Origin of the sequence: Streptomyces sp. NPDC044984 (assembly GCF_040646935.1) — a bacterium.
Lineage (GTDB): Bacteria > Actinomycetota > Actinomycetes > Streptomycetales > Streptomycetaceae > Streptomyces.
Window position 1 is genome coordinate 24,302 of the sequence record NZ_JBEZBE010000005.1, and the last position, 25,318, is coordinate 49,619.

The window sequence follows — 25,318 nt, forward strand, 5'->3', positions numbered from 1 at the left end:
TTCCGGGCGCCCCTGTTCCCCGTCGGCGTTCCGCCGGGCGGCGGTTGCCGGCTCCGTCTGCGACTCGGCCGCTACCGGTCGCCCCCGGCCGGGAACCGGCCGCTACCGGTCGCCCCCGTCCGGGAACCCGACGACGGTCCGGACGAGATCGCCCGGGCCGGGCGGAGGACCGTGACCGTTCCGCCGGGTCCCCCCGAGGGTCCCGCGGCACGGGCCGTCCGGGCGGGCGGGCCGGTCTGTCCCGCCACCGTCGCCCCGAACGCCACTGCCATGCCCGCCAGTTGCATCGGGGTCAGCGTCTCGCCGAGGGCCGCCCAGCCGACCAGCGCCGCCGTGAGGGGGCTGAGCGGGCCGAGGAAGGTGACCTGGGTGGCGGTGAGGCGGCCGATGCCCCGGAACCAGAGCCAGTACGCGATCGCCGTGTTCGCCAGGGCGAGGTAGAGGTAGCCGCCGACCGCCGGGGCCTCCAGGGCGGGGGGCGCGCCCTCGGCCAGGAAGGCGACGGGTGCGATCAGCAGGCCGCCGGCCGTCAGCTGCCAGCCCGTCAGGGCGAGCGGGCCGACACCCTCCGGGCGGCCCCAGCGCTTGGTGAGGACGGTGCCGGTGGACATCGAGGCGGTGGAGGCGAGGGCCGCGAGCACGCCCAGCGGATCCAGCGCGCCGGCCGCCTTCAGGACCACCAGGCTGACGCCGGACGCGGCCACGGCCCCGGTGATCACGTTCCGTGCCGTCGGCCGCTGCCCCAGCAGGAGCGCCGAGAGGCCGACCACGAGCAGGGGGCCCACCGAGCCGACCACCGCCGCCATGCCACCGGGCAGCCGGTACGCGGAGAGGAACAGCAGCGGGAAGAAGGCGCCGATGTTGAGCGCGCCGAGCACCGTCGCCTTCCACCACCAGGCCCCGCGCGGGAGCACCCGGACGAGGGCGAGCAGGACCAGTCCGGCGGGCAGGGCACGCACCAGACCGGTGAACAGGGGGCGGTCGGGCGGGAGGAACTCCGTGGTCACGGCGTAGGTGGTGCCCCAGGAGACGGGGGCGAGGGCGGTGAGCGCGATGAGGGTGGCGCGGTTCGCGGCCATGACGGGCGCACCTCTTCCGAGTAGGTCGATGACAAGTAGCTTAGCGGCAAGCTACTTGCCCTCAAGCCACTTTCTTGCGGATGACCCATTCCCGGCGGATACTCCTGCCCATGACCGCAGAGCAGCGCCCCCAGGACCCCGTCGACGCGATCATCGAGCAGTGGGCGCGGGTGCGGCCCGATCTCGACACCGCCGGCATGGAGGTCTTCGGGCGCGTCTTCCGGCTCGCGCGCGCCATGGGCGACCGGATGGAGAAGGAGTACGCCAGGTACGGGATCTCACGCGGGGAGTTCGACGTCCTCGCCACCCTGCGCCGCTCCGGGGAGCCCCACACCCTCTCCCCCCGCCAGCTCTCGGCCACGCTGATGCTCACCACCGGCGGGATGACCGGCCGCCTCGACAAGCTGGAGCGCGCGGGACTGCTCCGCCGCTCCCCCGACCCGCACGACCGCCGCGGACTGCAGGTCACGCTCACCGAGGCGGGCCTGCGCCTGATCGACGCGGCGGTCGGCGCGGGTCTCGCCGTCCAGACGGAGGCCCTGTCCGCACTGGACGGGGAGCGGGCGGAGCAACTGGCCGGCCTGCTGCGGGAGCTGCTGTTCGCGGCCGAGAGGTAGGGACCGCCCTCCTCCTCGGCTCCTCAGCCGACGTGTGCGGCGAGCGCGGCCTCGATCTCGGCGGGGCCCGCCGCGTCCGACGCCCAGGCCACGTATCCGTCGGGGCGCACCAGCACGGTCGTACGGCGGGCGCCGGACGCCCAGCGCTCCACCGCCAGCCGTCGCCCGCGCGCGCCCCCGCCGTCGTACGGCTCCGGGGTGATCAGCGCGAAACGGCCGCCGCGCAGGGCCTCGTGCAGACGGCCGCCCTCCAGCGCCACGTCGGGGACCCGGGTGCCGACCAGGCGGTGGGCACCGCGCGGGGCGGCGTACGCGTGACCGATGCCCGAGATCTGGGCCAGGGCCCTGGTCCGGGCGGGCCGGGAGACGTTGACGAACGCGGAGACCAGGGCGCGCACGGCACGCGCCGCCGGGTGCCGCGCCCGCGCCAGCCGGACCAGTCCGCCGCTGCTGCGCAGCACGGCCCGGCCGACCGGGTGGCGTTCGGCCTGGTAGGTGTCCAGGAGCCCCTCGGGCACCCGGCCGTCGACGACCGCGGCGAGCTTCCAGCCGAGGTTGGCCGCGTCCTGCAGACCGGTGTTCATCCCCTGGCCGCCGGCCGGTGAGTGGACGTGCGCGGCGTCGCCGGCCAGGAAGACCCGTCCGACCCGGTACTCGGGGGCCTGCCGTTCGTCGCTGTGGAAGCGGGAGAGCCAGCGGGCGTCGTGCATGCCGTAGTCGGTTCCGAGGGCGCGACGGGTGACCTCCCTGACCTCGTCGAGGTCGAGCGGGGCGTCGTCGGGGACCTCGTGGCGGCGGTTCCAGCCCATGACCCGGTACCAGCCGTCGCCGAAGGACGCGATCATCGCGAAGGAGTCACCCGTGCCGTTGACGGTGAGCACGCTCCCGGGTCGTTCGGCGAGCCGGACGTCCGCCAGGAACAGGGACGTGATGACGGAGACGCCGGGGAAGGGCAGGCCGACCGCCCGGCGTACGGCGCTGCGGTGGCCGTCGGCTCCGACCACGTAGGCCGCGCGGCGGGTGACGGCCGCACCGTCCGGGCCCCGCATGTCGAGGTCGACGCCGGCGCCGTCCTGCCGCAGGCCCACGACCTCGTGCGCGAAGAGGAACTCGACGCCGAGTGCGCGCGCCCTTTCCTCCAGGAGCCGCTCGACCTCGTACTGCGGGGTGACGAGGAGGAACGGGAAGCGGGACGGGAGCGCGCCCAGATCGAGGGTGAGACGGCGGAAGAGGCGCAGTTCGGTGATGGTGGTGCCGGTGGCGAGCAGCCGGTCGGCGAGGCCGCGGGCGTCGAGCTGTTCCAGGGTGCGGGCGTGCACGCCGAAGGCGCGGGAGAGGTTGCTGATTCCGTGCGGGCGCTTCTCGACGAGGGTGACGGGGACGCCGGCGGCCGCGACGTCACCGGCCAGGAGCAGGCCGGTGGGGCCCGAGCCGACGACGATCACGGGGGATGTGGAGCCGGAGTGCTCGGCGCCGGGGCGGGTGGCGTCGGGGCGGGTGGAGTTGGTGCCGGTGCCGCTCATGGGGCCTCCTGGATGCCAACGGTCGTTTGCCAACGCTTGTTGGCCAACATCTGTGGACAACCGTAGAGCGACACCGGTCAGAACGTCAACACTTGTTGGCCTACAGGCGTTGGCATACGGTTGTCGGCATGACATCGAGCAAGCCCCCCGCACCGCAGCGCCGCTCCGAGGCCACGCGCACGGCGATCCTCGACGCCGCCCGTGAGCGCTTCGCGGCCGACGGCTACGAGCGCGCCACCATCCGCGCCATCGCCAGGGACGCGAACATCGATCCGTCGATGGTCATGCGCTACTACGGCAACAAGGAGGGCCTGTTCGCGGCGGCCGTCACCATCGACCTGAGGCTGCCGGACCCGTCGTCGCTGTCCCGGGAGGAGGTCGGCCGGGTCCTCGTGACGCACTTCCTCGCCATGTGGGAGGAGAGCGACGTGCTCACGGCCCTGCTGCGGGCCGGCGCGACCAACGAGGCCGGGGCCGAACGCATGCGGGGCGTCTTCCGGGACCAGGTCCTCCCGCTCGCCCGCCGGTTCTGCCCCGACCCCGAGCAGGTACCGGTGCGTGCCGCGCTGGTCTCGTCGCACCTGCTCGGGCTGGCGCTGACGCGTTATGTCCTGCGGTTCCCGCCGGCCGTGGCGCTGGACACCGAGGAGGCCGTGGCGTGGCTGGCGCCCGCCGTGCAGCGCTGTCTGACGGCGCCGTACCCGCAGTGAGCGTCGTCCGGGCCCGCCGCCTCGCCGCACGGTGGACGCGCCGAGGGCGCCGTCCCGTCCCGTACGGCGGATGCGCGTGCGTACGGAAGGGTCGGCGCCCTCGTGGAAGTGCGCGGGACCGCTCGTGAGCGGCCTGCCCCGGATCAGGCCTTGGCTTCGGCCTTGGTGGCGATGTTGGAGCTGGTCGTGTCCTTCTTCTGGTGCGACTTGTCGCCGACCATCACCAGGGCGGCGATGATCACGAACAGCGCGATCGGGGCCACGACGTAGAGGCCCAGCGTCTCGATGACGCTCAGGCCCGTGCCGGGGTCGTCGCCGTCGTCGCGGGTGAGCGCGAGCGCGGGGGACGACATGAGCAGCATCATCAGCGTCGTACCGGCTGCCAGGGCGCCGGCGCGCAGGGCGTTCTTCTTGTCCACGGTGCCCAAACTATCCAACGCGGTCGGGGTGCGCGCGGGCGGGGTGCGCTAAGGGACGGGCCTGCCCGCTCCGGGGCGGCACGCGGTGCCCCGCGCCGGTGCGGACCCGGGGGGGTGTTCGCGCGGCCCGGCGCCGGCGGGGTGCCTCCTCCACTCTCGGCTTCTCCCCCGCTCTCGGCTTCGCTCGGGCGGGGGACCCCCATCGCCCTGGGGGTACCTCCCAGGTCCTTGAGGCACTGGGGGAGGCACGACTGCCCGCGGTTACGAACGGCCCCTCAGCAGCACGTCCGTCAGTGCCCGCAGCCTCGCCGACCCCGCCAGTTCCTCCAGCGTCACCGGTCTCCCCCGCGCGTCCGCGATCGGCAGCCGCCAGTTCGGGTACTGGTCCCACGTACCGGGCAGGTTCTGCGGGCGCCGGTCGCCGATGCCGTCGGGAAGCCAGACCCCGATCATCCGGGCCGGCGTACGCAGCAGGTACCGGTGGACGGCCTGGATCTCGGCCTCCTCGGAGGCGCCCGCCCCCAGCAGCCCCAGCCTCACGAACAGCTCCCGCCACTCCGCCGTGTCGGCCACCGCCTCCGCCCGCTCCTCCGCCACGGGCCGCGTGAGCAGCCCCAGGCTGTCCCGGAGCTCCACGTGCTCACCGCTGAGCCGCGCGGCCGTCGGCGGCAGGTCGTGGGTGGTCGCGGTCGCCAGGCAGTCCGCGCGCCAGCCGTCCGGCGGCAGCGGGCGCCGGTCGCCGTCCCAGTCCCGCTCGAACCACAGCACCGACGTGCCGTACACGCCCCGTTCGCGCAGTGCCTCGCGCACGCCGGGCTCGACGGTGCCCAGGTCCTCGCCGATCACCACCGCCCCGGCCCGGGACGCCTCCAGGACGAGGACGGCGAGCATCGCCTCGGCGTCGTAGCGGACGTACGTGCCCTCCGTGGGCGGGTGGCCCTCGGGGACCCACCACAGCCGGAACAGGCCCATGACGTGGTCGATGCGCAGGGCGCCCGCGTACCGGAAGAGCCCGCGGAGCAGGGCGCGGAACGGGGCGTACCCGGAGTCGGCGAGCCGGTCGGGGCGCCAGGGCGGCAGGCCCCAGTCCTGGCCGCGCGCGTTGAAGGCGTCCGGGGGCGCGCCGACGGACGTGCCGGCCGCGAAGTACTCCTGCTGCGCCCAGGCGTCGGCGCCGCCGGGGTGGACGCCGACGGCGAGGTCGTGGACGATCCCGACCGGCATCCCGGCCTCGCGCGCGGCCCGCTGCGCCGCGCGGAGCTGGGCGTCGGTGAGCCAGACGAGCCGGGAGTGGAAGTCGACGCGGTGCGCCAGCTCGCGCCGGGCGCGGGCGGTGTCGGGTGAGCGCGGGTCGCGCAGTGCGGCGGGCCACCGGTGCCAGTCGGCGCCGTGGACCTCGGCGAGCGCGCACCAGGTGGCGTGGTCCTCAAGGGCCCGGCCCTGTCCGGCGCGGAAGTCGTCGTAGGCGGCGCGGCGGCCGGGCCCGAGCGGGACCTCGTGCACCAGTTCCAGCGCCTCCCGCTTGGCCTCCCACACGGCGTCCCGGTCGATCAGGGCGCCCCGGTCCAGCACCGCCTCGCGCAGTCGTCCGGCCCGCTCCAGCAGGGCGCGCACGCGGTCGCGGTCGTCGACGTACGCGAACTCGGGGACGTCCTCGATCCGCAGGTGGACCGGGTCGGGGAAGCGGCGGGAGGAGGGGCGGTAGGGGGAGGGGTCGGTCGGCGGGCCGGGGACGGCCGCGTGCAGGGGGTTGACCTGGACGAATCCGGCGCCGAGGGCGCGTCCGGCCCAGCCGGCGAGTTCGCCGAGGTCGGCGAGGTCGCCCATGCCCCAGGAGCGGCGGGAGAGGAGGGAGTAGAGCTGGACCAGGAGTCCGTACGAGCGTCCGGGCGGCGCGGGCAGCCTGGGCGGGGCGACGATCAGGTGGGCGCGGGCGGTGCGGCCGTCGGGGGCGGTGGCGGTCACCTCGTGGACGCCGGGCGGGAGGTGCTCGGCGGAGGCGCGGGTCTCGCCCTGTTCGGTGACGACGTGCAGCCGGGTGCCCTCGGGGAGTGCGGCCAGGGCGGCGGGGGCGTGGGTGTCCCAGCCGACCAGGGTGGGGGGCAGCAGCCGCTCGCCGAGTTCCCGTTCGCGGGCGGTGAGGGCGGCGCGGACGGCCTGCGGAGTGGCCGTGTCCACGCCGAGGGCGGCCAGCGCGAGGGTGACGGCGGTGGCCGAGGCCGCGACCGTGCGGTCGGGGGAGGGGCGGTAGGAGGTGGCGACGCCGTGCAGGGCGGCGAGCCGGGACAGGTCCCCGGAAGGGGGTTCGGCCGGCCGTGGCGCGCCCACCCTAGGGCTCCGGGCGGTACTGGGCCGGGAAGGAGTCGAGTCCGGAGGAGTCCGAGGTGTCCAGGAAGGCGTCGGACTCGCTGGTCAGGGGGATGGTGTCGGCGAGCGGCGGTTCGCTGGTGAGGGGTTCGGCGTCGGGCAGCGGGGGTTCGCTGGTCAGCGGGACCTCGGCGCAGGGGCCTTCCGCGCTGAAGACGCAGAAGTGCGGCTCTTCGAAGTCGGCGGAGAGCTCCGCCGCGGGTTTGGACAGGATGGGGGAAGGAACGTAGGCGGGTGCAGCCACAGATGGCCTCCTCGTCGGGCACGGCGCGCGGATCACGCGGGGCGTGCGGGTCGTGCGGGTTATCTCGCAGCCCTACCCAGGGGGCGCGATGCCAGACGCACAAACTCTTCCCACGTGTCCCTGATCACATTCTTCCCCCGTCTCCTCTCTCCGCAGTGGGACAAACGCGCCACAACACCCCCTCTCATTGACACGTTCACCGCAGAAATGGTGGGCTCGGGGTTCCTCGGTAACGGAATGGACACGGCCGCACCGGCCACCGGGCCGGGCGGCCCGTCGAGCGATCAGGAGGGCCCTGTGCGACTGCGGCGCGGGAGGACGGCGAACGCCAGGAGGACCACCCTCGCCCTCGCCGTCCTCGCCGGACTCCTGGGCGCCGGGACCCCGGGTACCGCGCCCGCCGCCGTGGCCGCGCCGCCCGCCACCACCTCCCTGGCCGCCGACACGTCCCCGACTGCCGGCACGGCTCGCGCGGCGGAGCCGTCCGTGTGGCCGCGCCCCCACTCGCTGCGCGCGAACGGCGCCCCGGTCGCGGTGACCGAGGAGGTCGCCCTGACCGCGGACGCGACGGCCGACGCGTACACCCTCGATGCGCTCCGCGCACTGCTGCGGGAGGCGGGCGCACGCCGGTTCACCGCCCCCGGCGCCCGGGTGCCCGAGGGGGCGCTCGTGGTGCGCGTGGGCAGGGAACGCGCCTCGGACGACCCCCGGCACGCCCTCCCCGCCGGCGGCTACGCGCTGACCGTCGGCAAGGGTGCCGTCTCCCTGACCGGCGCGGACGGCGACGGTCTGTTCCACGCCGTGCAGACACTGCGCCAGCTGCTGCGCCCGGACGGCGCCACGTTCACCGCGGCCGTCGTCCGCGACTGGCCCGGCACCGCCGTGCGCGGCATCACCGAGGGCTTCTACGGCACTCCGTGGACGCACGAGCAGCGGCTGGCCCAGCTGGACTTCATGGGCCGCACCAAGCAGAACCGGTACCTCTACGCACCCGGCGAGGACCTCCACCGGCAGGCCCGCTGGCGCGAGCCGTACCCGGCCGAGCGGCGGGCGGAGTTCCGGGAGCTGGCCGAGCGGGCGCGGCGCAACCACGTCACGCCCGGCTGGGCGGTGGCGCCGGGGCAGGCGATGTGCTTCGCCTCGGACGACGACCTGCGGGCGCTGACCCGCAAGCTGGACGCGATGTGGGCACTGGGTTTCCGCGCCTTCCAGCTGCAGTTCCAGGACGTCAGCTACAGCGAGTGGCACTGCGGGGCGGACGCCGACCGGTTCGGTTCGGGACCCGGCGCCGCCGCCCGCGCCCAGGCGCACGTGGTGAACGCGGTGGCCCGGCACCTGGCGGAGCGTCACCCGGGTTCCCCCGCCCTGTCCGTGATGCCCACCGAGTTCTACGAGGAGGGTTCGACGGCGTACCGGCGCGCCCTCGCGGAGGAACTGGACGCGGGGGTCGAGGTGGCGTGGACCGGGGTCGGGGTGGTGCCGCGCACCATCACGGGCGGCCAACTGGCGGAGGCGCGGCGCGTGTTCGGGCATCCGCTGGTGACCATGGACAACTACCCGGTGAACGACTACGCCCCCGGCCGGATCTTCCTCGGCCCCTACCAGGGCCGTGAACCGGCCGTCGCCACGGGTTCGGCCGCGCTGCTCGCCAACGCGATGGAGCAGCCCGAGGCGTCCCGCGTTCCGCTGTTCACCGCCGCCGACTTCGCCTGGAACCCGCGCGACTACCGCCCCCGGGAGTCCTGGCGGGCCGCGATCGCCGACCTCGCCGCCGGTGACGCCCGGCGCGGGGAGGCCCTGGCCGCGCTCGCCGGGAACACCGCGTCCTCGGTGCTGGGCGGCGAGGAGTCGGCGTACCTGCGGCCGCTGGTGGAAGCGTTCTGGCGGACCCGCACGACCGCCCGCGGCAAGGGCGGGACAGCGGAGGGGACGGCGGAGGCCGGGCGGCTGCGGGCGGCCTTCACCGTCCTGCGCGAGCTGCCGGAGCGGCTGTCCGGGACCGGGCTCGCCGCCGAGACCGGCCCGTGGTCCCGGCGGCTGGCCCGTTACGGCGAGGCGGGCACCACGGCCCTGGACCTGCTCCGCGCGCAACGGTCCGGGGACGCGGGCGCCGCCTGGACGGCGTACCGGCGGCTGGGCGAGCAGCGGGCCCGGCTGGAACCGTCCCGGGTGACGGTCGGCGAGGGCGTGCTGGACCCGTTCCTGAGCCGGGCGCAGAAGGCGTACGAGAACTGGGCGGGCATCGACCACGAGCCGCCGGCGCGGTCCGGCGGCGACCGCACGCTCCGCCTTCCGCGCGCCCGCGCGCTGGACGCCGTGACGGTGCTCACCGAGCCCGGCACGCGGGGGGCCGTGGAGGTCAGGGTGCCGGGCGAGGGGTGGCGTCGCCTCGGCGCGCTGTCCGCGACGGGCGCCACCGAACTGCGGCCCGGCGACGACCCGGTGGACTCCGTCCGGGTCACCGGCGCCGACGCCTCCCGGGTGCGGCACCTGGTCCCCTGGTTCACGGACGCGCCCGCCGCCTCCCTGGAGCTGTCCGACGACCGCGCGGACACCGACATCGGCGGCACCCGGACGGTGACGGCCACCCTCGGCCCGCTGCGTCCCGGCGAGGTGCGCGGCAGGCTGACCGCGAAGGCGCCGAAGGGGGTCGGGGTCCGGGTGCCGAAGGACGCGCTGACCGTCCCGCGCGGTACGCCGGTGGAGGTCCCGGTCGAGGTGACCGTGAAACCGGGCACGCCCACCGGGTCGTACGACGTCCGGCTCGCCTTCGCCGGCACGACCCGCACGCTGACGGTCCACGCCGTTCCGCGCACCGCCGGCCCCGACCTGGCCCGCACCGGCCGGGCGAGCTCCTCGGCCGACGAGACGCCCGACTTCCCGGCCCCGGCGGCGAACGACGGCGACCCGGGGACGCGCTGGTCGTCCCCGGTCGACGACGACGCCTGGTGGCAGGTCGAGCTGGAGCGCCCGGTGCGGCTGGGGAAGGTCGCGCTGCACTGGCAGGAGGCGCACCCGTCGGCGTACCGCGTGGAGGTGTCGGCGGACGGCCGCACCTGGCGCACGGCGGCGACGGTGCGGGACGGCCACGAGGGCCGGGAGACCGTCCGCATGGACGAGCCCGAAGTCCGCCACATCCGGGTCCAGGGCGAGAAGCGCGCCACGCGGTACGGCTACTCGCTGTGGTCGGTGGAGGCGTACGCGGTCGCGGACTGAGCGTCCCTCCCCTCATTCGGTGTGGATCTTTTCGGTGATCACTATTCACTCAGTACATGTACTGAGTACATAATGACGTCATGAGCACCCGCCACATCCTGCTGGGCCTGCTCGCCTCGGGGCCGAGCCATGGCTACGACCTCAAGCGACGCCACGACGAACGCTTCCCGCAGGCCCGCCCGCTGGCCTACGGGCAGGCCTACACCACGCTGCAACGCCTGGTCCGGGACGGCCTCGCCGAGGTCGAGGGAACCGACTCGGACGGCGGTCCGGAGCGGACGCTGTACCGCACCACGGACGACGGGACGCGCGAACTGGCGCGCTGGGCCGGGGAGATCGCCCCGCCCGCGCCGTTCGTGACGAACGAGATCTTCGCCAAGGTCGTGGTGTCGATCCTGTCCGGCGGCGACCCGGCCGCGTATCTGCGCGCGCAGCGCGCCGCCCACATGGAGCGGATGCGGGAGCTGACCGCGGTGAAGTCGGCGCGGGGCGCGGATCTGGCGACCGTGCTCTCGGCGGACTTCGCCCTCAACCACCTGGACGCCGACCTTCGTTGGATGACGACCACGGCGGCCCGGCTCACCACCCTGACCGCGGAGGTCGACACAGCATGAGCATGCGGGACAACACGGCGGGGCCACTGCTCGCGGGCCGCTCCCTGGTCAAGGCGCACGGCAGGACCGAGGCCCTGCGCGGCGCCTCCGTCGAACTGCGGGCCGGTGAGATCCTCGCGGTCACCGGCGCCAGCGGCAGCGGCAAGTCGACGCTGGTGCACTGCCTGTCCGGCATCGTCCGTCCCGACGAGGGGTCGGTGACGTACGCCGGTGAGCGGCTGGAGGAGCTGCCGGAGAAGCGGCTGAGCGAGCTGCGCCGCACCGAGTTCGGGGTGGTGTTCCAGTTCGGGCAGCTGATCCCGGAGCTGACCGCGCTCGACAACGTGGCGCTGCCGCTGATGCTGGCCGGTACCGCCCGCACCAAGGCCCGGGCGACGGCCGGGGAGTGGCTGGAGCGGTTCGGGGTGCGCGGGCAGGCGGAGTCGCGGCCCGGCGAGCTGAGCGGCGGCCAGGCGCAGCGGACCGCGCTGGCCCGCGCCCTGGTCACCGGCCCCAGGGTGGTCTTCGCGGACGAGCCGACCGGCGCGCTGGACTCGCTGGCGAGCGAGCAGGTGATGACGGCCCTGGTGCACACGGCCCGCGAGGCCGGCACGGCGGTGCTGCTGATCACGCACGACGCACAGGTGGCGGCGTACGCGGACCGGGAAGTGCAGTTGCGGGACGGCGCCGTGGCCCCGCTGGAGGTGACGGCGTGACGACGTCCCTCGACGCCGACCTGCGGCTCGCCTGGCAGCTCACCCGCGGTTCCGACCGGCGGGAGTGGTGGCGGATCGCGCTCACCGCGGCCGGCGCGGCGCTCGCGACCGGGTTGGCGCTGACGGCCGCCACCCTGGCCTCCCTGCGGGGCAACTACCCCGTGTCCCTCGCCGAGGGACTGCTCAGCGAGCCCGGCACCCGCTCCGGGGTGGTCCTCACCCTGCTGCTGCTTCTGGTCCCGGTGCTCGGCTTCCTCGGTCAGTGCGCCCGGATCGGGGCGCTGCACCGCGACCGGCGGCTGGCCGGGCTGCGACTGGCCGGGGCGGCCCCGGGCCAGGTGCGGCGGATCGCCGCGCTGGAGACCGGGCTGGCCTGTCTGCTCGGGTCGGCGGTCGCGACCGTCGTCTCGGTACTGGCCCTGGTGCGGGTGTGGGAACGTCCGGCGGTGCTCACCTGGGTGGCGCTCGCGCTGGTCGCCGTCGCCGTGCCGGTGCTGGGCGCGGCGGCGGGCGGGCTGGCGCTGCGCAGGGTGGTGGCCTCGCCGCTCGGCTGGGTGCGCCGGGTCGGCCCCGCGCGCTCGGGGCGCGGGCCGGGACGGCTGTTCCTGGTGTCGCTGCTGCTGCTGGCCGGGCTGGCGCTGCTCGCGGCGGGCATCACCTCGGTCGGCCCTCCCCGCGGCCCGATGCGGTTGTGGACACCGATGACGGTGTTCGCGGCGCTCCTCGCGGTCGGCGCGGGCTCGGTGTGGCTGTCCGGGGCCACCTGCCGTCTCGTGGGGCGGACCCTGACGGTCCGGACCCGTTCGGCGGCGACGTTGATCGCGGCGGGACGGCTGCGCGACGACCCGTGGGCGGCGGCCCGTACGCACGCGGCGGTCCTGCTGGTGACGGTGGTGGGCACCGGGTTCGTGGGCGTACGGCAGGCGTTCCTGGAGGATCTGCACGAGAGCCGACACCTCGGGGAGAGGATCACGTACTACACGACGGGGCTGGACCTGACCGCCGCCGCGATCGTGGTGGGACTGGTGATCACCCTGTCCGCGCTCGCCGTCGGCACCGCCGAGTCGCTCTCCACCCGCCGCCGGGGCCTGGCCGCGCAGGCCGCCGCCGGGGTGCCGCGCGCGGTGCTGAACCGGGCTCTGCTGCTGGAGACCGCGCTGCCGCTCGCACCGGCTCTGCTGCTGGCGGGCGTCGGCGGTATGGCGGTCGGCACCGGGTACGCCGCGCTCACCGGGGCCGGTTCCTGGCCGTGGGCGGCCCTGCTGGTCCCGCTCGCGGTCTATGCGACCTGCCTGTTGGCCGCGGCCACCGCCCTTCCCCTGCTGGGGCGCACGGTGCGGCCCGCGGAGCTGCGGTACGCGTGACCCGCCGGCGGGCGTGCCGGACGGCCCGGGAAGCGCGGGGGGCTTCCCGGGCCGGGCAGTGCGCTGGCCCGGATCGTCGTCCGCGCCGTACGGTTGCAGGTACGACAGCCGGCGCTGGTCCCGGTGCTCAGGGCCCGGTGCCTGGTCCCGGTGCCTGGTGATGCGCCAGGCCAGGTCGGTGGGCGGGGCGGGTTGTGGCGCAGACGCCGGCCCGGCTCGAGCAGCTGGCGGTCGGCCTTCACGTGGGTGCAGCGGCGGCACGAGGCCACCACGTTGTCCCGGACGTGCTTGCCCCCGCGGCTGCGCGGGACGCGACGTGGTCGACGCTGGTTACGACGTCGGGGAGGTACTCGCGGTGTTGTCGGTCCGCCGCCCACGCCCCGCAGAGCCCCGGCGGACCGCCCATGGCCGTTTCGTCGCCCTGACCGGGCGTCGGATCCTGTTGTGCGCGTACAGCAGGCTCCTCGAGGTGGCGTTCCGTCGCATGGTGCCGCGGTTCACGGCGCCGGAATTCACAGGTGGGACGGTCGGTGCTGCCGAGTCGGGCATCCGGCCCGTCCTCACGGGAGACTTCGCGGACCGCCGCTTCCCTGGAGCTCGCCACGGCCCTGGTACCGGGACGCGGAGGCCTTGACCGCCCGCATCACATCGTGGGACCGATCCCTCGCCGCGCCGCCAGGAGGCATGCATCCCTCTGAAAATCGGGAGCATCTCGGCCTTCGGTGTTCATGTTCCGCTCATTTGAGTGAGCGGGTTGCAATCACCCGTCAGATGCTCACTCTTTTCGGCAGGGGAGGTGTCATGAGTCCTCGGGGGGTCATGTCCCGCCGGGTGGTGCAGCCGGTCGAGTACGTGGAGTACGCGGGTCACCGCCCCATCGGCGCGGTCCGGGGATCGCCGGCGGTACTGACGGCAGGTCGGCCGCGCGCGATGCCGGGGCCGTCGTCTGACAACACGTCCGCGGTCGCCGCTCCCGCGACTGATTCCGGCTCCTCCTCTTCGCTCTCTCAGCGCGGTTCCGTAGCGCGGACCGTCCTCCGAGGAACCACATGACGCCACTGCCGCACCGAGTTCTCCAGGCGCTCGACCGGTTCAACGCCGCCCACCCCTGGGACCACAACGCCCACTACCACCGGTGGATCCTGCGGCAGCTCCCCCGCCGGTTCGGCCGGGCACTGGACGTCGGCTCCGGCACCGGCGACCTGGCCCGGCTCCTCGCCACACGCGCCGACGAGGTCCGGGGCATCGACTCCGATCCCGCGATCACCTCGCGGGCGCGCACACTGACCCCTGGGACGACGCCGGTGTCCTTCGCGGTCGCGGACGCCCTGACGGGACTCCCCGCCGGACCCCACGACGTCATCACCTGCGTCGCCACCATCCACCATCTGCCGTTCACCGAGGCCCTCACCGCCTTCCGGCGGCACCTGGCTCCCGGCGGCACCCTGGTCGTCGTGGGCCTCTTCCGGCCGCAGACCGCCACGGACCACCTGCTCGGCGCAGCCGCCACCCCGCTGAACGCCGCCACCGGGTGGCTCAAGAACAAGGGCCGCGGAGCGCCCCGGCCCGTCTCGATGACCGCGCGGACCCGGCCGGCCGACATGACCTTCTCCGACATCGCCGGTGAGGCCCGCGAGGTCCTGCCCGGCGCCCGGCTGCGCCGGCGGCTCTTCTGGCGCTACACACTCTCGTGGCGTCACCCCTGAGCGGGCAGCCGCCCCAGCGCCCCCGCGAACCGCGCCCAGGCCTGCGGCGCGAGGCGGAGTATCGGACCGTCACCGGAGTCCTTGGAGTCGCGGACGGCGACGGTCTCCGGGACGTTGAGAGCGACTTCCACACACTCCCCGCTTCCGCTGCTGTAGCTGGACTTCACGAAGTCGAAGTCGTTCATCAATGCATGTCCTCGCTGATGCTCTCGATCAGTCTGAGCGAGTCCTTGGGGGCCAGACTCAGTCGTGCGGTGCGATCGAAGAACGAGCTGTACGTGGCGCTTTCGAACTCGTCCTCGACCCACACGGTAGCCGCGATGGTGTCGACGTGGACCACGTCCACGGCCTCGGGTTCGACGAACGAGACGATGCTGAAAGCTCCAGCCATACAGGCGTGTCCGCCCGCACGGAAGGGCAGCACTTGAAGTCGCACATTGGGGAGTTGAGCCAGCTCAAGGATGCGGTGAAGCTGCGCTCGCATCACGTCGGGCCCGCCGACCTGCTGTCGTAGAGCCGCCTCCCAGATGACCGCGTACAGCTGAAGGGGTTCGCTCCCCTCCAGACGCTCCTGCCGCTTCATCCGGACGTCTACGACACCTTCGATCTCGTCCGGGTCCGTCCAAACGCCCTCACTGACCACCAGGGCCCTTGTGTACTCGGGCGTCTGAAGCAGGCCGGGCACGAAGGACTGTTGCCAGGTGCGGACCCGACTGGCCACATCCTCCATGGAGATGTACTCCGCCACCGCTTCGGCCTGTGGCGACTGCCTCCACCACCCCTTCGCCTTACGACGTTCCCGGTCCAGCCGAGCAATACCGAGGAGCCGGTTGACTGCCCGGTCCTCGCGTACCCCATAGAACTCACAGAGCGCGCGGATGTCCGGGTCCCGCATGGGAACCCAGCCACGTTCCATCTTCACGATCTTCGTCGCGGTCGCGGAGATGATGCCGGCCGCCTGCGTCTGCGTCCTGCCCGAGGCGTCACGCAGACGCAGCAGTTCGGCACCCAGCTTGCGGCCCAGAACTGTCGAGACCCGGTTTCCTACGGCTTGAGTTGATCGCGTCACCGCCACAGTGTGGCGGTGATCCAGGGTCACGTCGAGTTCTGGGGAATTAATTCCCCGTAGCGATTACTCCCGTACGGCTCGCCTCGCTACGGTGGGTACCCATTCGCTCACTCGGCGGAAGCGCACCGTCCTGCCCCACGCAGGCACGGCAGAGACACCGCCGCCCCCACTCGGAGGCATCCCCCATGGCAGAACCCGTCCCCTTGCCGGTACCACTCCTCCACGAGGACCGGCTCGACTACACCCCCACCCAGCGCAGCGTCCCCCTCGCCCGGCGCCGGGCCGCGCGGCTCGTCGCCGAGTGGGGGCAGCCGGGACTCGCCGGGGACGTCGCCCTCGTCGTGTCGGAGTTGATGACCAACGCCCTGCTGCACGGCAGCGTCCGGGGACGGCTCATCCGCGTACACGTCACCCTCGGTCACCGCACCCTGCGGGTCGAGGTGAGCGACCCGCGCGGCGAGCGGCCGCCGAGGACGCGTCCGGCCGGGGGCGACGCCGCCGATCAGTTCGGACGGGGGCTCTTACTGGTCGAGGCGGTCGCCGCGCGGTGGGGCTGGGAACCGCGGACCGTCGGCAAGACGGTGTACGCCGAGTGGGACGTGCCCGCCCCGGAGCCCGTCCGCGCAAGCGTGCACACCTGACACCGGAGTGTTCACGCCGCGCGGAGCACCCCGGAGCCGGGCCCCGTCATGCGTAGGCCCGGATACGGCGTCAGGCGGAGATGCCGTCGATCCGGGCCAGCGCGTCGTCCGCGCCGTACGGCTGCAGGTAGGGCAGCCAGCGCGGGTCCCTGTGGCCGGTGCCGATGATGCGCCAGGCCAGGCCGGTGGGCGGGGCGGGTTTGTGGCGCAGGCGCCAGCCCAGCTCGAACAGGTGACGGTCGGCCTTCACGTGGTTGCAGCGGCGGCAGGACGCCACCACGTTGTCCCAGACGTGCTTGCCCCCGCGGCTGCGCGGGATGACGTGGTCGACGCTGGTTGCGACGCCACCGCAGTACATGCACCGGCCCCCGTCACGGGCGAACAGCGCCCGGCGGGTGAGAGGAACGGGCCCCCGGTAGGGGACCCGCACGAAACGCTTGAGCCGGACCACGCTGGGTGCGGGGACTGTGACGGTCGCGCTGTGCAGATGGGCGCCGGTCTCCTCGAGGCAGACTGCCTTGTTCTCGAGGACGAGCACGAGCGCGCGGCGGAGCGGTACGACGCCGAGCGGCTCGTACGACGCGTTAAGGACCAGGACATGCGGCACGGACGGCCTCCTTGTACGCCGGCGGCGCGTGGCTCGCGCCGGGACGATCCGTAGTCAGTCTCCCCTCATGCCTGGTGGACGCGCCACCATGTCCCGGTAACGGGCTGGGAGTGTTTTCGACCACATCCCGATTCATCCCCAGGATCATGGCCGGTTCAAGCGCGGGTGAGGACGGTCTCTTCTTCACACATGCCGCCGATCCGCTCACAATGCCCCGTTAGTGTGGTGGTTCTGCCCGCGACGGTGACCCTTTCGTGACCTTGAAGCTATTGACCGCCGCACCGGGGGCAGACATGCACCTGGAGGTACCTGCCGTGTCCTTGTCCGCCGTCCTGTCGGCCGTCGATCCGTCGCCGACGCCCTCGGAGTCCGGGACACCACGGGTGCCCTCGCTCCAGGACGCCCAGGAGACCGCCGGCAACGCCGCCGGCTGGATCGAGGAGAACTGGTCGACGTGGCTCGCGATCGGGCTCAGGGTCCTGCTGATCCTGGTGATCGCGACGGTACTGAGAGTCATGGTGCGGCGGGCGATCACCAAGCTGGTCGACCGGATGTCCCGGACCGGCCAGGCGGTGGACGGCACCGCGCTCGGCGGTCTGCTGGTCAACGCCGAACGGCGCCGGCAGCGCTCGCAGGCGATCGGCTCGGTGCTGCGCTCGGTGGCGTCGTTCCTGATCCTGGGCACGGCCGCGCTGATGGTCCTCGGCACCTTCCAGATCAACCTGGCCCCGCTGCTGGCCTCGGCCGGTGTCGCGGGTGTCGCGATCGGTTTCGGCGCGCGCAACCTGGTCACGGACTTCCTCTCCGGCGTCTTCATGATCCTGGAGGACCAGTACGGCGTCGGCGACACCGTCGACGCGGGGGTGGCCTCCGGTGAGGTGATCGAGGTCGGGCTGCGGGTGACCAAGCTGCGCGGCGACAACGGCGAGATCTGGTACGTCCGCAACGGCGAGGTCAAGCGCATAGGCAACCTCTCCCAGGGCTGGGCGACCGCGGGCGTCGACGTCACGGTCCGTTCCGACGAGGACCTGGACCGGGTGAAGGCCGTGCTGAGCGAGGTCGCCGAGAAGATGAGCAAGGAGGAGCCCTGGAACGAGCTCCTGTGGAGCCCGATCGAGGTGCTCGGCCTGGACTCGGTGCTGCTGGACTCGATGGTGATCCGCCTCTCGGCGAAGACCATGCCCGGCAAGTCCCTGACCGTGGAGCGGGAGCTGCGCTGGCGCATCAAGCGCGCCTTCGACGCGGCGGGCATCCGTATCGTCGGCGGCGCCACGGCCATGGAGGACGTGGCCGCCCCCGACCCCACTGCGGGCGTCGCGCCCCCGTCGGTCTACTCGAGCACGGTCTCCCCGCAGTCGGCGGCGGCCTCCCCGCTGCCCCCGCCGAGCACCACGAAGTGACCGTCGACCCCGAAGGGCGGCACCCGGGACTTGCCGGGCGCCGCCCTTTCCCGTACCGCTCCTGACGCTCCCCGTACGGGAACCGAACTGATTTCCCGGGCGTGTTCGTGGGCAGGGTGGGGGCGGAATCCCCGGCGATCGCACCGCGACCGAATCAAGATCGCGCCAAGGCCGGTGCATATGTCAGGCGCGGCGGCGATACTTGCCGCGAGGGATGACCATGGGGGAGGTCACATGACACACACACCGAGCGGCGCGGCACCGCCCGGCACCGGCACGCCCGTGCCCACGCTGCCCGCGGTGCCGCCCCAGCCCACCCCCGCCGTCGTCCCCGTCCCCACCGCGCCACCGCCGGAGGGCCGCCGCACCGCCTTCGCCGAGGGCGCCGACCGCCTCCGCAAGGCCGCCACCACCGAACCCGGCCGCCTCCGCATCATCGGCGCGGTCCTCGCCGCCCTCGTCGTCGCCTTCGGCGCGGTGACCGCCTGGCAGATGACCGACCGGGCCGCGGCCGCCGACGACGTCCTCACCAGCAGCCAGCCCCTCAGCTCGGACGCCGCCGACATCTACCGCTCCCTCGCCGACGCCAACACCGCGGCGTCCAGCGGCTTCCTGGCCGGCGGTCAGGAGACCGCCGCCTCCAGGGACCGCTACGAGAAGGACATCCGCACCGCCGCCGCGAAGCTCGTCAACGCCGCGGCCAACTCGGACCCCGGCTCCCCCTCCGCGAAGACCATCACCGAGCTCAACCGCCTGCTCCCCGAGTACAAGGGCCTGGTCGAACGCGCCCGCACCTACAACCGCCAGGGCTTCCCCGTGGGCGGCGCCTACCTGCGGTACGCGAACGAGAAGATGCAGGAGGAGATGCTCCCGGCGGCGGAGGACCTCTACACCAAGGAGAACCAGCGCCTCCGCGACGACTACGCGGACGCGACCCCCTACCCCTGGCCCGCCATCGCCCTCGGCGTCCTCGCCCTGGCCGCCCTCGCCTGGGCCATGCGCCGCACCTACCTGCGCACCAACCGGGTCCTCAACCACGGCCTGGTGGCGGCGACGACGGCGGCCACCGTCGTCCTCCTCTGGCTGACGGTCGGCCACACCCTCGCCCGCTCGGGCCTGAACGACTCCTACGACCACGGCGTCCGCTCCCTCGACGTGCTGCACGACGCCCGCATCGCCTCCCTGAAGGCGAGGGGCAACGAGAACCTGACCCTGGTGGCCCGCGGCGCCGAGACGACGAAGATCGGCGACGAGACGTTCGACGCCTACGACCACGACTTCGGCCGCGACCTGGACACCCTCGGCAAGGGCCTGGCCCGGGCGGAGCGCCTCGCGGACGACGACAGCGGCACGAAGCCGGTCTCCGCGGCGGTGGGCAACATGACGGAGTGGAAGAAGCGCCACGCGGCCGCCCGCGAGCAGGACGAGAACGGCAACTACCAGCAGGCTCTGGACATGGTGATCGGCGCGAAGGGCGCGACCGGCGAGTGCTTCGACAGCATCGACAAGAACCTGGCCGCGGCGCTCGCGCACGAGGAGAACGAGTTCGAGCAGGCGGCCGGCGACGGCCGGGACGCGCTGACGGGCCTGCCGGCCGGCGCGGCCGTGCTCGCCGTGCTGGGCGCGGCCGGCGCGGTGCTGGGCATCGGCCGCAGGCTGTCGGAGTACCGGTGAACGGGCGCGTGAAGGAGCCGAAGGGGGCCATGACGATGATCGCACGACACCTGCGGGCCCGCCTGAAGGGCTGGGGCGGAGTGGGCGCGATGGCGACCGCCTGCGCCCTGACCCTGGTCTTCGCGCTGGCACTGGCCTGCGTCGGCGCCCCGGCCGCCGCTCCCCCGAGGACCACCGGCCAGACCGTGTCCCACACCGCGCGGACCCAGGCGGACGAGGACTGCACGGACCCGGAGAAGCAGACCCTCTCCCCCTCCGACGCCGACGGCCCCACCATCGAGGAGATCAAGAACCGCCGGGGCGAGAAGCGCAAGCTGATCGTGGGAGTCGACCAGAACAGCTACCGCTGGGGCTACCGCGACCCCAACAGCGGGGAGGGCGGCACCCTCGAGGGGTTCGACATCGACCTGGTGCACCGCATCGCCGAGGACATACTCGGCGACCGCGACGCGGTCCAGTTCAAGGCGATCCCGACCGACCAGCGCATCCCGGCGATCCAGGCGGGCCGGGTCGACATGGTCGTCCGCACGATGACGATCAACTGCGACCGCATCGAGGACGTGGCGTTCTCCGCGCCGTACTTCAAGACGGGCCAGCAGGTCCTGGCCCCGAAGTCCTCACCGGTCCGGGGGTACGACGAGACGCTCGCGGGCCGGGAGATCTGCACGGCGACGGGCTCGACCGCGTACACGAAGCTGGAGGCGGACAAGGAGGCGGGCAGGCTGCCGGCGTCCACCGACATCCGCACCACCGTCCCCAACCAGCTGGACTGCCTGGTGCGGCTGCAGCTCGGCGAGGTCGACGCCGTGGTCACCGACGGCGCGCTCGCGGCCAGCCAGGCCGCGCAGGACCCGACGGTCCAGCTCAAGGGCGAGGCCTTCACGACCGAGTACTACGGCGTGGCGATGAAGAAGGACGCGGACGACCTGGTCCGCCGGGTCAACCGGATCCTGGTGGACTTCCGCGAGGACGCCACGGACGGCTGGCAGGACGCGTACACCGAGTGGCTCTCGGCCACGCTGGGCGCCGACTCCTCCGAGTCGAGGCCCCCGACCCCGGAGTACCTGCGCGAGAGCTGACCCCGGACCGGCCCCGGCCGGACACACCCCAACCGTCAACAACCCCCCAGCGAGAGGTGATCGATGGCCGACACGGATCCCACCGGGCCGGTGATGGACCGGGACGAGGTGGACCGTGCGCTGGCGCGGCTCGGCGCGGAGCACGAGGCGATCGAGACCTCGCTCCTCGCCCTGCAGGACCACGCGGGCCGAAGACTCCTGGAGGGCGCGCGGCTCACCGGCATCACCGAGGAGCGCTGGACGGCCACCGAGGCGTCGATCACGCTGCTGTGGACGTACTTCGACGCGTACACGGACGCGCTGCGCACGGCCCGGGACATCCGGTCCCGCCGCCGCTGGTCCAGCCGTGAGGACCTGGTGGAGCTGACGGAGCTGCTGCGCGGCGACTCGGTGACCGTGGCCGGCGGTGCGGCGGCGACCGCCGGCGCGCCGACGCTCCACGCCGCCCCCGGGAGACTCAGCGAACGCTACTCGCTGGCCGCCCTCGTCGACCGGATGAACGAGCTGTACGCGACCTCGCTGGACATGGTCGTCGCCGCCGACGCGGTGTGGTCGGCGCTGCCCGCCCGGATCGACCTGCTCGCCGCCGAGCTCCAGCGCACCAGCCGGCTCGCGCACTCGGTCGGCGTGCGCCCGGGCGAGCACCCGGCGGGCGACGACCTGGAGCGGATCACCCGCACGCTGACGAAGCTGCGCGAGCAGGTGGTGTCCGACCCGCTGGCGTACTGGAAGCGCGCGGAGGGCAGTTCGGCGCCCGGCGGCGGACGGCCCGACACCACGGTCTACGACCGTGAGGCGCGCGCGCTGGAGGACGTGCGCCGGGAGATCGACGCGGTGCTGACGGTCCGCCAGGACGCGGAGAAGCGCATCGTCAGGCTGCGGGACGTGCTGTCCCGTGCCGACCGCACCCTCGCCGAGGCCCGCACCGCGCGCGGCGAGGTGCTGGCGAAGATCGCCGCGACGGAGGTGCCGGTGGTCAGCGGACCGCCGACCGTGCTGCAGGAGCAGCTGTCGACGGCCGCGGAGTACCGCAGACACGCCCAGTGGCACCGCCTGTCCCCGCTCCTGGAGTCCCTCGAGCAGAAGGCGGAGGACGAACTGCTGCGCGCCCGCGAGTCGTTGACCGCGGTGACGGCACCGCTGGCGGTCCGTGCCGAGCTGCGCGGCCGGCTGGACGCGTACAAGGCGAAGGTGGCCCGGCACGGCCTGGCGGAGGATCCCGTCCTGGTGGAGCGGTACGAGAAGGCGCGCCGGATGCTGTGGAGCGCGCCCTGCGACCTGCGCGCCGCCGACCGGGCGGTGCTGCGCTACCAGCAGGCCGCCGCGGAGGTCCTCGGCACGGCGCCGCGGGTGCCGGGCCAGGGCGTGCCCGACGACCGGAGGGGACCCGGCGCATGAGCGACGAGGGGGAGGCCGCGCCATGAGCGAACCGGAGAACCGGACACCCGGGACCGGGTGCCAGCGTCCCGGCTGCGGCGGCGCGTACGAGGACGTCGGCGGCGGCGAGCTGTACTGCGACACCTGCGGCCTCGCCCCGGTGGTGTCGCCGACCGGCATGGTCGGCTCGGCCCCGACCGGCATCACGGCGGGCGGCCGCGACTCGCGCGGCTCGGCGGGCAGCGGACGCTCCAGCGGCCGCAGCGGCCGCAGTTCCCGTACCTCGTCCCAGTCGTCGAAGTCCCGCCGTTCGGTCTCCGGACGGCTCTCCCGCTCGCTGTCGGGCCGGCCCACGGGCCGTTCGGTTTCGGTGCGCAGTTCCGGCGCGGGCGCCGGCTCGTCCGGCCGGGGCCGCCTCGGTGCCGGCCTGGTCGAGGTGCCGCCGATCCCGCGCCCCGATCCGCGCGCGATGGTGCTGGAGAACCCCGAGGTGCCCGAGCGGAAGCGGTTCTGCTCGCGCTCGGACTGCGGGGCGCCGGTGGGCCGGGCCCGCAGCGGCCGGCCGGGGCGCACGGAGGGCTTCTGCACCAAGTGCGGCCACCCGTACTCGTTCGTCCCGAAGCTGCGGGGCGGCGACGTCGTGCACGGCCAGTACGAGGTGGTCGGCTGTCTGGCGCACGGCGGTCTGGGCTGGATCTACCTCGCCGTGGACCGGGCGGTCTCGGACCGCTGGGTGGTGCTGAAGGGCCTGCTGGACACGGGTGACCAGGACGCGATGGCGGCGGCGATCTCCGAGCGGCGCTTCCTCGCGGAGATCGAGCACGCCAACATCGTGCGGATCTACAACTTCGTGGAGCACCTCGACCAGCGCACCGGCTCCCTCGACGGCTACATCGTCATGGAGTACCTGGGCGGCAAGTCACTGAAGGAGATCGCCAACGGCCGCCGCACACCGGAGGGAAGGCGCGATCCGCTGCCGGTGGAGCAGGCGTGCGCGTACGGCATCGAGGCCCTGGAGGCGCTCGGCCACCTGCACAGCCGGAACCTGCTGTACTGCGACTTCAAGGTCGACAACGCGATCCAGACCGAGGACCAGCTGAAGCTGATCGACATGGGCGCGGTGCGCCGGACGGACGACGAGGAGTCGGCCATCTACGGCACGGTCGGCTACCAGGCGCCCGAGGTCGCCGACGTCGGGCCCTCGGTGGCGTCGGACCTGTACACGGTGGCCCGTACGCTCGCCGTCCTCACGTTCGACTTCCAGGGCTACACGAACGTCTACGTGGACTCGCTGCCCGACCCGGACGGCATCGAGGTCTTCCGGCGGTACGAGTCCTTCTACCGCTTCCTGGTCCGCGCCACCGACCCGGACCCGGCCCGCCGGTTCGCCTCCGCGCAGGAGATGGCCGAGCAGCTGACGGGCGTGCTGCGCGAGGTGGTCTCCCTGCAGTCGGGCCGCGCCCGCCCCGCGCTGTCCACGCTCTTCGGCCCGGAACTGCGGGTGACGGACACGGAGTTGTTCCCCGCGCTGAACGGGGACGTCTCCCGCCTCGGCTCCCGCCCGGGCCGCGCCCGCAAGGGGGCGCCCCGGGTGCTCCCGGCCGCCGCCGGCACCTCCGTCCTCGTCAAGCCCGTCGACTGCGCCGCCGCCGGGCTCGCCCTGCCCGTGCCGCACGTGCACCCCGCCGATCCCAACGCCGGTTTCCTCGCGGGTCTGCTGGCGTCCGCGCCCGGTGAGCTGATCAACGCGCTCGCCGCCGCGCCCGCCCCGTCGGCGGAGACCCGGCTGCGCGAGGTCCGCGCCCGGCTGGAGACCGGCGAGTGGTCCACCGCGCTGGCGGCGCTGGGCACGCTGGAGGAACGGGACCCCGACGACTGGCGGGTGGTCTGGTACCGGGGGGTGGCCGCGCTCGTCACCGGCGACCACGAGGGCGCCGCGCTCGCCTTCGACGCGGTCTACGACGCGTTCCCCGGTGAGATCGCGCCGAAGCTGGCGCTCGGCGTGTGCGCGGAGGTGCTGGGCCAGCTGGACAACGCCGCCGAGTACTACCGCCTGGTGTGGTCGACCGACCCGAGCCATGTGAGCGCCGCGTTCGGGCTGGCCCGGGTGCAGTTGGCGGCCGGGGACCGCAACGGCGCCGTACGGACGCTGGTGTCGGTGCCGGAGTCCTCCATCCACTACACGGCCGCGCGGGTGGCGTCCGTCCGGGCGCGGCTGCGCGGGCGTGCGGCCGCCGCCGGTGACGTACCGTTCCTGGACGACCTGACCGCCGCCGCCGGGCAGGTCGAGGCCCTGGAGGCGTACGGTCTGGACCCGGCGCGGCGCGAGCTGTTGTCGGCCGAAGTCCTCGGCTGCGGGCTGGACTGGGTACTCTCCGGGGGCCAGGGTTCCGCTCCTTCCGCCGCCGGGGGGCGGACGCTGCTCGGCAGCGGTCTGGACGAGCGGGGCCTCCGTTTCGGCCTGGAGCGTTCGTACCGCACGCTGGCCCGGCTGGCGCGCAGCGGCGAGGAGAGGATCGACCTGGTGGAACGTGCCAATCGTTACCGCCCCCGGACGTGGGTGTAGTTGATGTCGCAGATGCCTCAGCAGGCCGCTCTGTCGAAGTGCCCGAGCTGCGAGGAGCCCCTCGAGTCGGGTGACCGTTTCTGCGGTGCGTGCGGATACGACCTGTCCGCGGTCCCCGCACGGCCGCGGGACGAGCCGACGATCGCCATGAACGGCGCGGTGCCGTCGCAGGCCCCGGCGGAGCGCGGCCTGCCCCGGCCGCCGTCGGACCCGCCCGCCGCACCGGCCTGGCCCGCCCCGGACGGCCCCGCCGCCCCACCGGTCCACCGCCCGGCCGACCCGCCCGGCACGCCGGCCGGCCGTGGAACACCGGTCCAGGGGGCGCCCGTACCGCCGCCTCCGGTGCCCGGC

General features: G+C 73.8%; 22 protein-coding genes and 1 pseudogene. 14 read left to right on the forward strand and 9 right to left on the reverse strand.

What is annotated here, in order from left to right:
- Positions 1-71: 71 nt before the first annotated feature.
- Positions 72-1,079 carry an EamA family transporter gene (locus AB0A94_RS07000; protein WP_361740001.1) on the reverse strand — a complete coding sequence of 336 codons (1,008 nt, stop codon included), beginning with the start codon at positions 1,077-1,079 and terminating at the stop codon, positions 72-74.
- Positions 1,080-1,189: 110 nt separating this feature from the next.
- Between AB0A94_RS07000 and AB0A94_RS07005 the strand changes: the two genes are divergently transcribed.
- Complete coding sequence (locus AB0A94_RS07005) at positions 1,190-1,696, forward strand: MarR family transcriptional regulator (RefSeq protein WP_361740004.1); 507 nt, start codon at positions 1,190-1,192, stop codon at positions 1,694-1,696.
- Positions 1,697-1,719: 23 nt separating this feature from the next.
- On the opposite strand, the gene AB0A94_RS07010 is transcribed toward AB0A94_RS07005, so the two are convergent.
- Positions 1,720-3,219 carry an FAD-dependent monooxygenase gene (locus tag AB0A94_RS07010; protein ID WP_361740007.1) on the reverse strand — a complete coding sequence of 500 codons (1,500 nt, stop codon included), beginning with the start codon at positions 3,217-3,219 and terminating at the stop codon, positions 1,720-1,722.
- Between the two features lie 128 nt (positions 3,220-3,347).
- Between AB0A94_RS07010 and AB0A94_RS07015 the strand changes: the two genes are divergently transcribed.
- Positions 3,348-3,929: a TetR family transcriptional regulator gene (locus tag AB0A94_RS07015; protein ID WP_361740010.1), complete on the forward strand. Its 582-nt coding sequence runs from the start codon at positions 3,348-3,350 to the stop codon at positions 3,927-3,929.
- Positions 3,930-4,072: 143 nt separating this feature from the next.
- Here the strand turns inward: AB0A94_RS07015 and AB0A94_RS07020 are convergent, their stop codons facing one another.
- From AB0A94_RS07020 to AB0A94_RS07030, 3 genes are all read right to left on the reverse strand, one after another.
- Complete coding sequence (locus AB0A94_RS07020; RefSeq protein WP_361740013.1) at positions 4,073-4,348, reverse strand: hypothetical protein; 276 nt, start codon at positions 4,346-4,348, stop codon at positions 4,073-4,075.
- Between the two features lie 261 nt (positions 4,349-4,609).
- Positions 4,610-6,676 carry a 4-alpha-glucanotransferase gene (gene malQ, locus AB0A94_RS07025; RefSeq protein ID WP_361740016.1) on the reverse strand — a complete coding sequence of 689 codons (2,067 nt, stop codon included), beginning with the start codon at positions 6,674-6,676 and terminating at the stop codon, positions 4,610-4,612.
- A 1-nt stretch (position 6,677) separates the two neighbouring features.
- A complete protein-coding gene (locus AB0A94_RS07030; RefSeq protein ID WP_361740019.1) occupies positions 6,678-6,959 on the reverse strand; it encodes a hypothetical protein in 282 nt (93 codons plus the stop codon).
- Positions 6,960-7,256: 297 nt separating this feature from the next.
- On the opposite strand from AB0A94_RS07030, the gene AB0A94_RS07035 reads away from it, so the two are divergent.
- The 4 genes from AB0A94_RS07035 (at position 7,257) to AB0A94_RS07050 (ending at position 12,848) form a co-directional block, all read left to right on the forward strand.
- The gene (locus tag AB0A94_RS07035; protein WP_361740022.1) at positions 7,257-10,175 is read left to right on the forward strand and encodes a beta-N-acetylglucosaminidase domain-containing protein; all 2,919 of its coding nucleotides are present in this window, start codon (positions 7,257-7,259) and stop codon (positions 10,173-10,175) included.
- 80 nt (positions 10,176-10,255) lie between these two features.
- Entirely contained in the window at positions 10,256-10,789 is a 534-nt protein-coding gene (locus AB0A94_RS07040; RefSeq protein WP_361740025.1) for a PadR family transcriptional regulator, read from the forward strand.
- Positions 10,786-11,484, forward strand: coding sequence for an ABC transporter ATP-binding protein (locus tag AB0A94_RS07045; protein ID WP_361740028.1), 699 nt, complete (start codon positions 10,786-10,788; stop codon positions 11,482-11,484). Before AB0A94_RS07040 ends, AB0A94_RS07045 begins: the two co-directional genes overlap by 4 nt.
- Complete coding sequence (locus tag AB0A94_RS07050) at positions 11,481-12,848, forward strand: FtsX-like permease family protein (protein WP_361740031.1); 1,368 nt, start codon at positions 11,481-11,483, stop codon at positions 12,846-12,848. The genes AB0A94_RS07045 and AB0A94_RS07050 overlap by 4 nt, the downstream gene beginning before the upstream one ends.
- Before the next feature lie 75 nt (positions 12,849-12,923).
- On the opposite strand, the pseudogene AB0A94_RS07055 reads toward AB0A94_RS07050, so the two are convergent.
- A pseudogene (locus AB0A94_RS07055) lies at positions 12,924-13,185 on the reverse strand (HNH endonuclease); the annotation flags it as partial.
- Positions 13,186-13,897: 712 nt separating this feature from the next.
- Here AB0A94_RS07055 and AB0A94_RS07060 point away from each other — a divergent pair.
- On the forward strand, positions 13,898-14,554 hold the full coding sequence (locus AB0A94_RS07060) for a class I SAM-dependent methyltransferase (protein WP_361740034.1): 657 nt from the start codon (positions 13,898-13,900) through the stop codon (positions 14,552-14,554).
- On the opposite strand, the gene AB0A94_RS07065 is transcribed toward AB0A94_RS07060, so the two are convergent.
- Both AB0A94_RS07065 and AB0A94_RS07070 read right to left on the reverse strand, forming a co-directional pair.
- Positions 14,545-14,739, reverse strand: coding sequence for a DUF397 domain-containing protein (locus tag AB0A94_RS07065; protein ID WP_361740037.1), 195 nt, complete (start codon positions 14,737-14,739; stop codon positions 14,545-14,547). The two genes, AB0A94_RS07060 and AB0A94_RS07065, sit on opposite strands and share 10 nt — an antisense overlap.
- Entirely contained in the window at positions 14,739-15,647 is a 909-nt protein-coding gene (locus tag AB0A94_RS07070; RefSeq protein ID WP_361740591.1) for a helix-turn-helix transcriptional regulator, read from the reverse strand. Before AB0A94_RS07070 ends, AB0A94_RS07065 begins: the two co-directional genes overlap by 1 nt.
- Before the next feature lie 161 nt (positions 15,648-15,808).
- Here AB0A94_RS07070 and AB0A94_RS07075 point away from each other — a divergent pair, with 161 nt between their 5' ends.
- A complete protein-coding gene (locus tag AB0A94_RS07075; RefSeq protein ID WP_361740040.1) occupies positions 15,809-16,264 on the forward strand; it encodes an ATP-binding protein in 456 nt (151 codons plus the stop codon).
- A gap of 70 nt (positions 16,265-16,334) precedes the next feature.
- On the opposite strand, the gene AB0A94_RS07080 is transcribed toward AB0A94_RS07075, so the two are convergent.
- A complete protein-coding gene (locus tag AB0A94_RS07080; RefSeq protein ID WP_217127748.1) occupies positions 16,335-16,871 on the reverse strand; it encodes an HNH endonuclease in 537 nt (178 codons plus the stop codon).
- A gap of 314 nt (positions 16,872-17,185) precedes the next feature.
- Between AB0A94_RS07080 and AB0A94_RS07085 the strand changes: the two genes are divergently transcribed.
- From AB0A94_RS07085 to AB0A94_RS07110, 6 genes are all read left to right on the forward strand, one after another.
- A complete protein-coding gene (locus AB0A94_RS07085; protein WP_361740044.1) occupies positions 17,186-18,271 on the forward strand; it encodes a mechanosensitive ion channel family protein in 1,086 nt (361 codons plus the stop codon).
- Positions 18,272-18,505: 234 nt separating this feature from the next.
- Positions 18,506-19,945: a hypothetical protein gene (locus AB0A94_RS07090; RefSeq protein WP_361740047.1), complete on the forward strand. Its 1,440-nt coding sequence runs from the start codon at positions 18,506-18,508 to the stop codon at positions 19,943-19,945.
- Positions 19,946-19,980: 35 nt separating this feature from the next.
- Complete coding sequence (locus AB0A94_RS07095; RefSeq protein WP_361740594.1) at positions 19,981-21,024, forward strand: glutamate ABC transporter substrate-binding protein; 1,044 nt, start codon at positions 19,981-19,983, stop codon at positions 21,022-21,024.
- 63 nt (positions 21,025-21,087) lie between these two features.
- Entirely contained in the window at positions 21,088-22,422 is a 1,335-nt protein-coding gene (locus AB0A94_RS07100) for a hypothetical protein (protein WP_361740050.1), read from the forward strand.
- Positions 22,423-22,444: 22 nt separating this feature from the next.
- Positions 22,445-24,967, forward strand: a complete 2,523-nt coding sequence (locus tag AB0A94_RS07105) for a tetratricopeptide repeat protein (RefSeq protein ID WP_361740053.1) — start codon at positions 22,445-22,447, stop codon at positions 24,965-24,967.
- A 3-nt stretch (positions 24,968-24,970) separates the two neighbouring features.
- A partial coding sequence (locus AB0A94_RS07110; protein WP_361740056.1) for a zinc ribbon domain-containing protein occupies positions 24,971-25,318 on the forward strand: 348 nt, incomplete at its 3' end.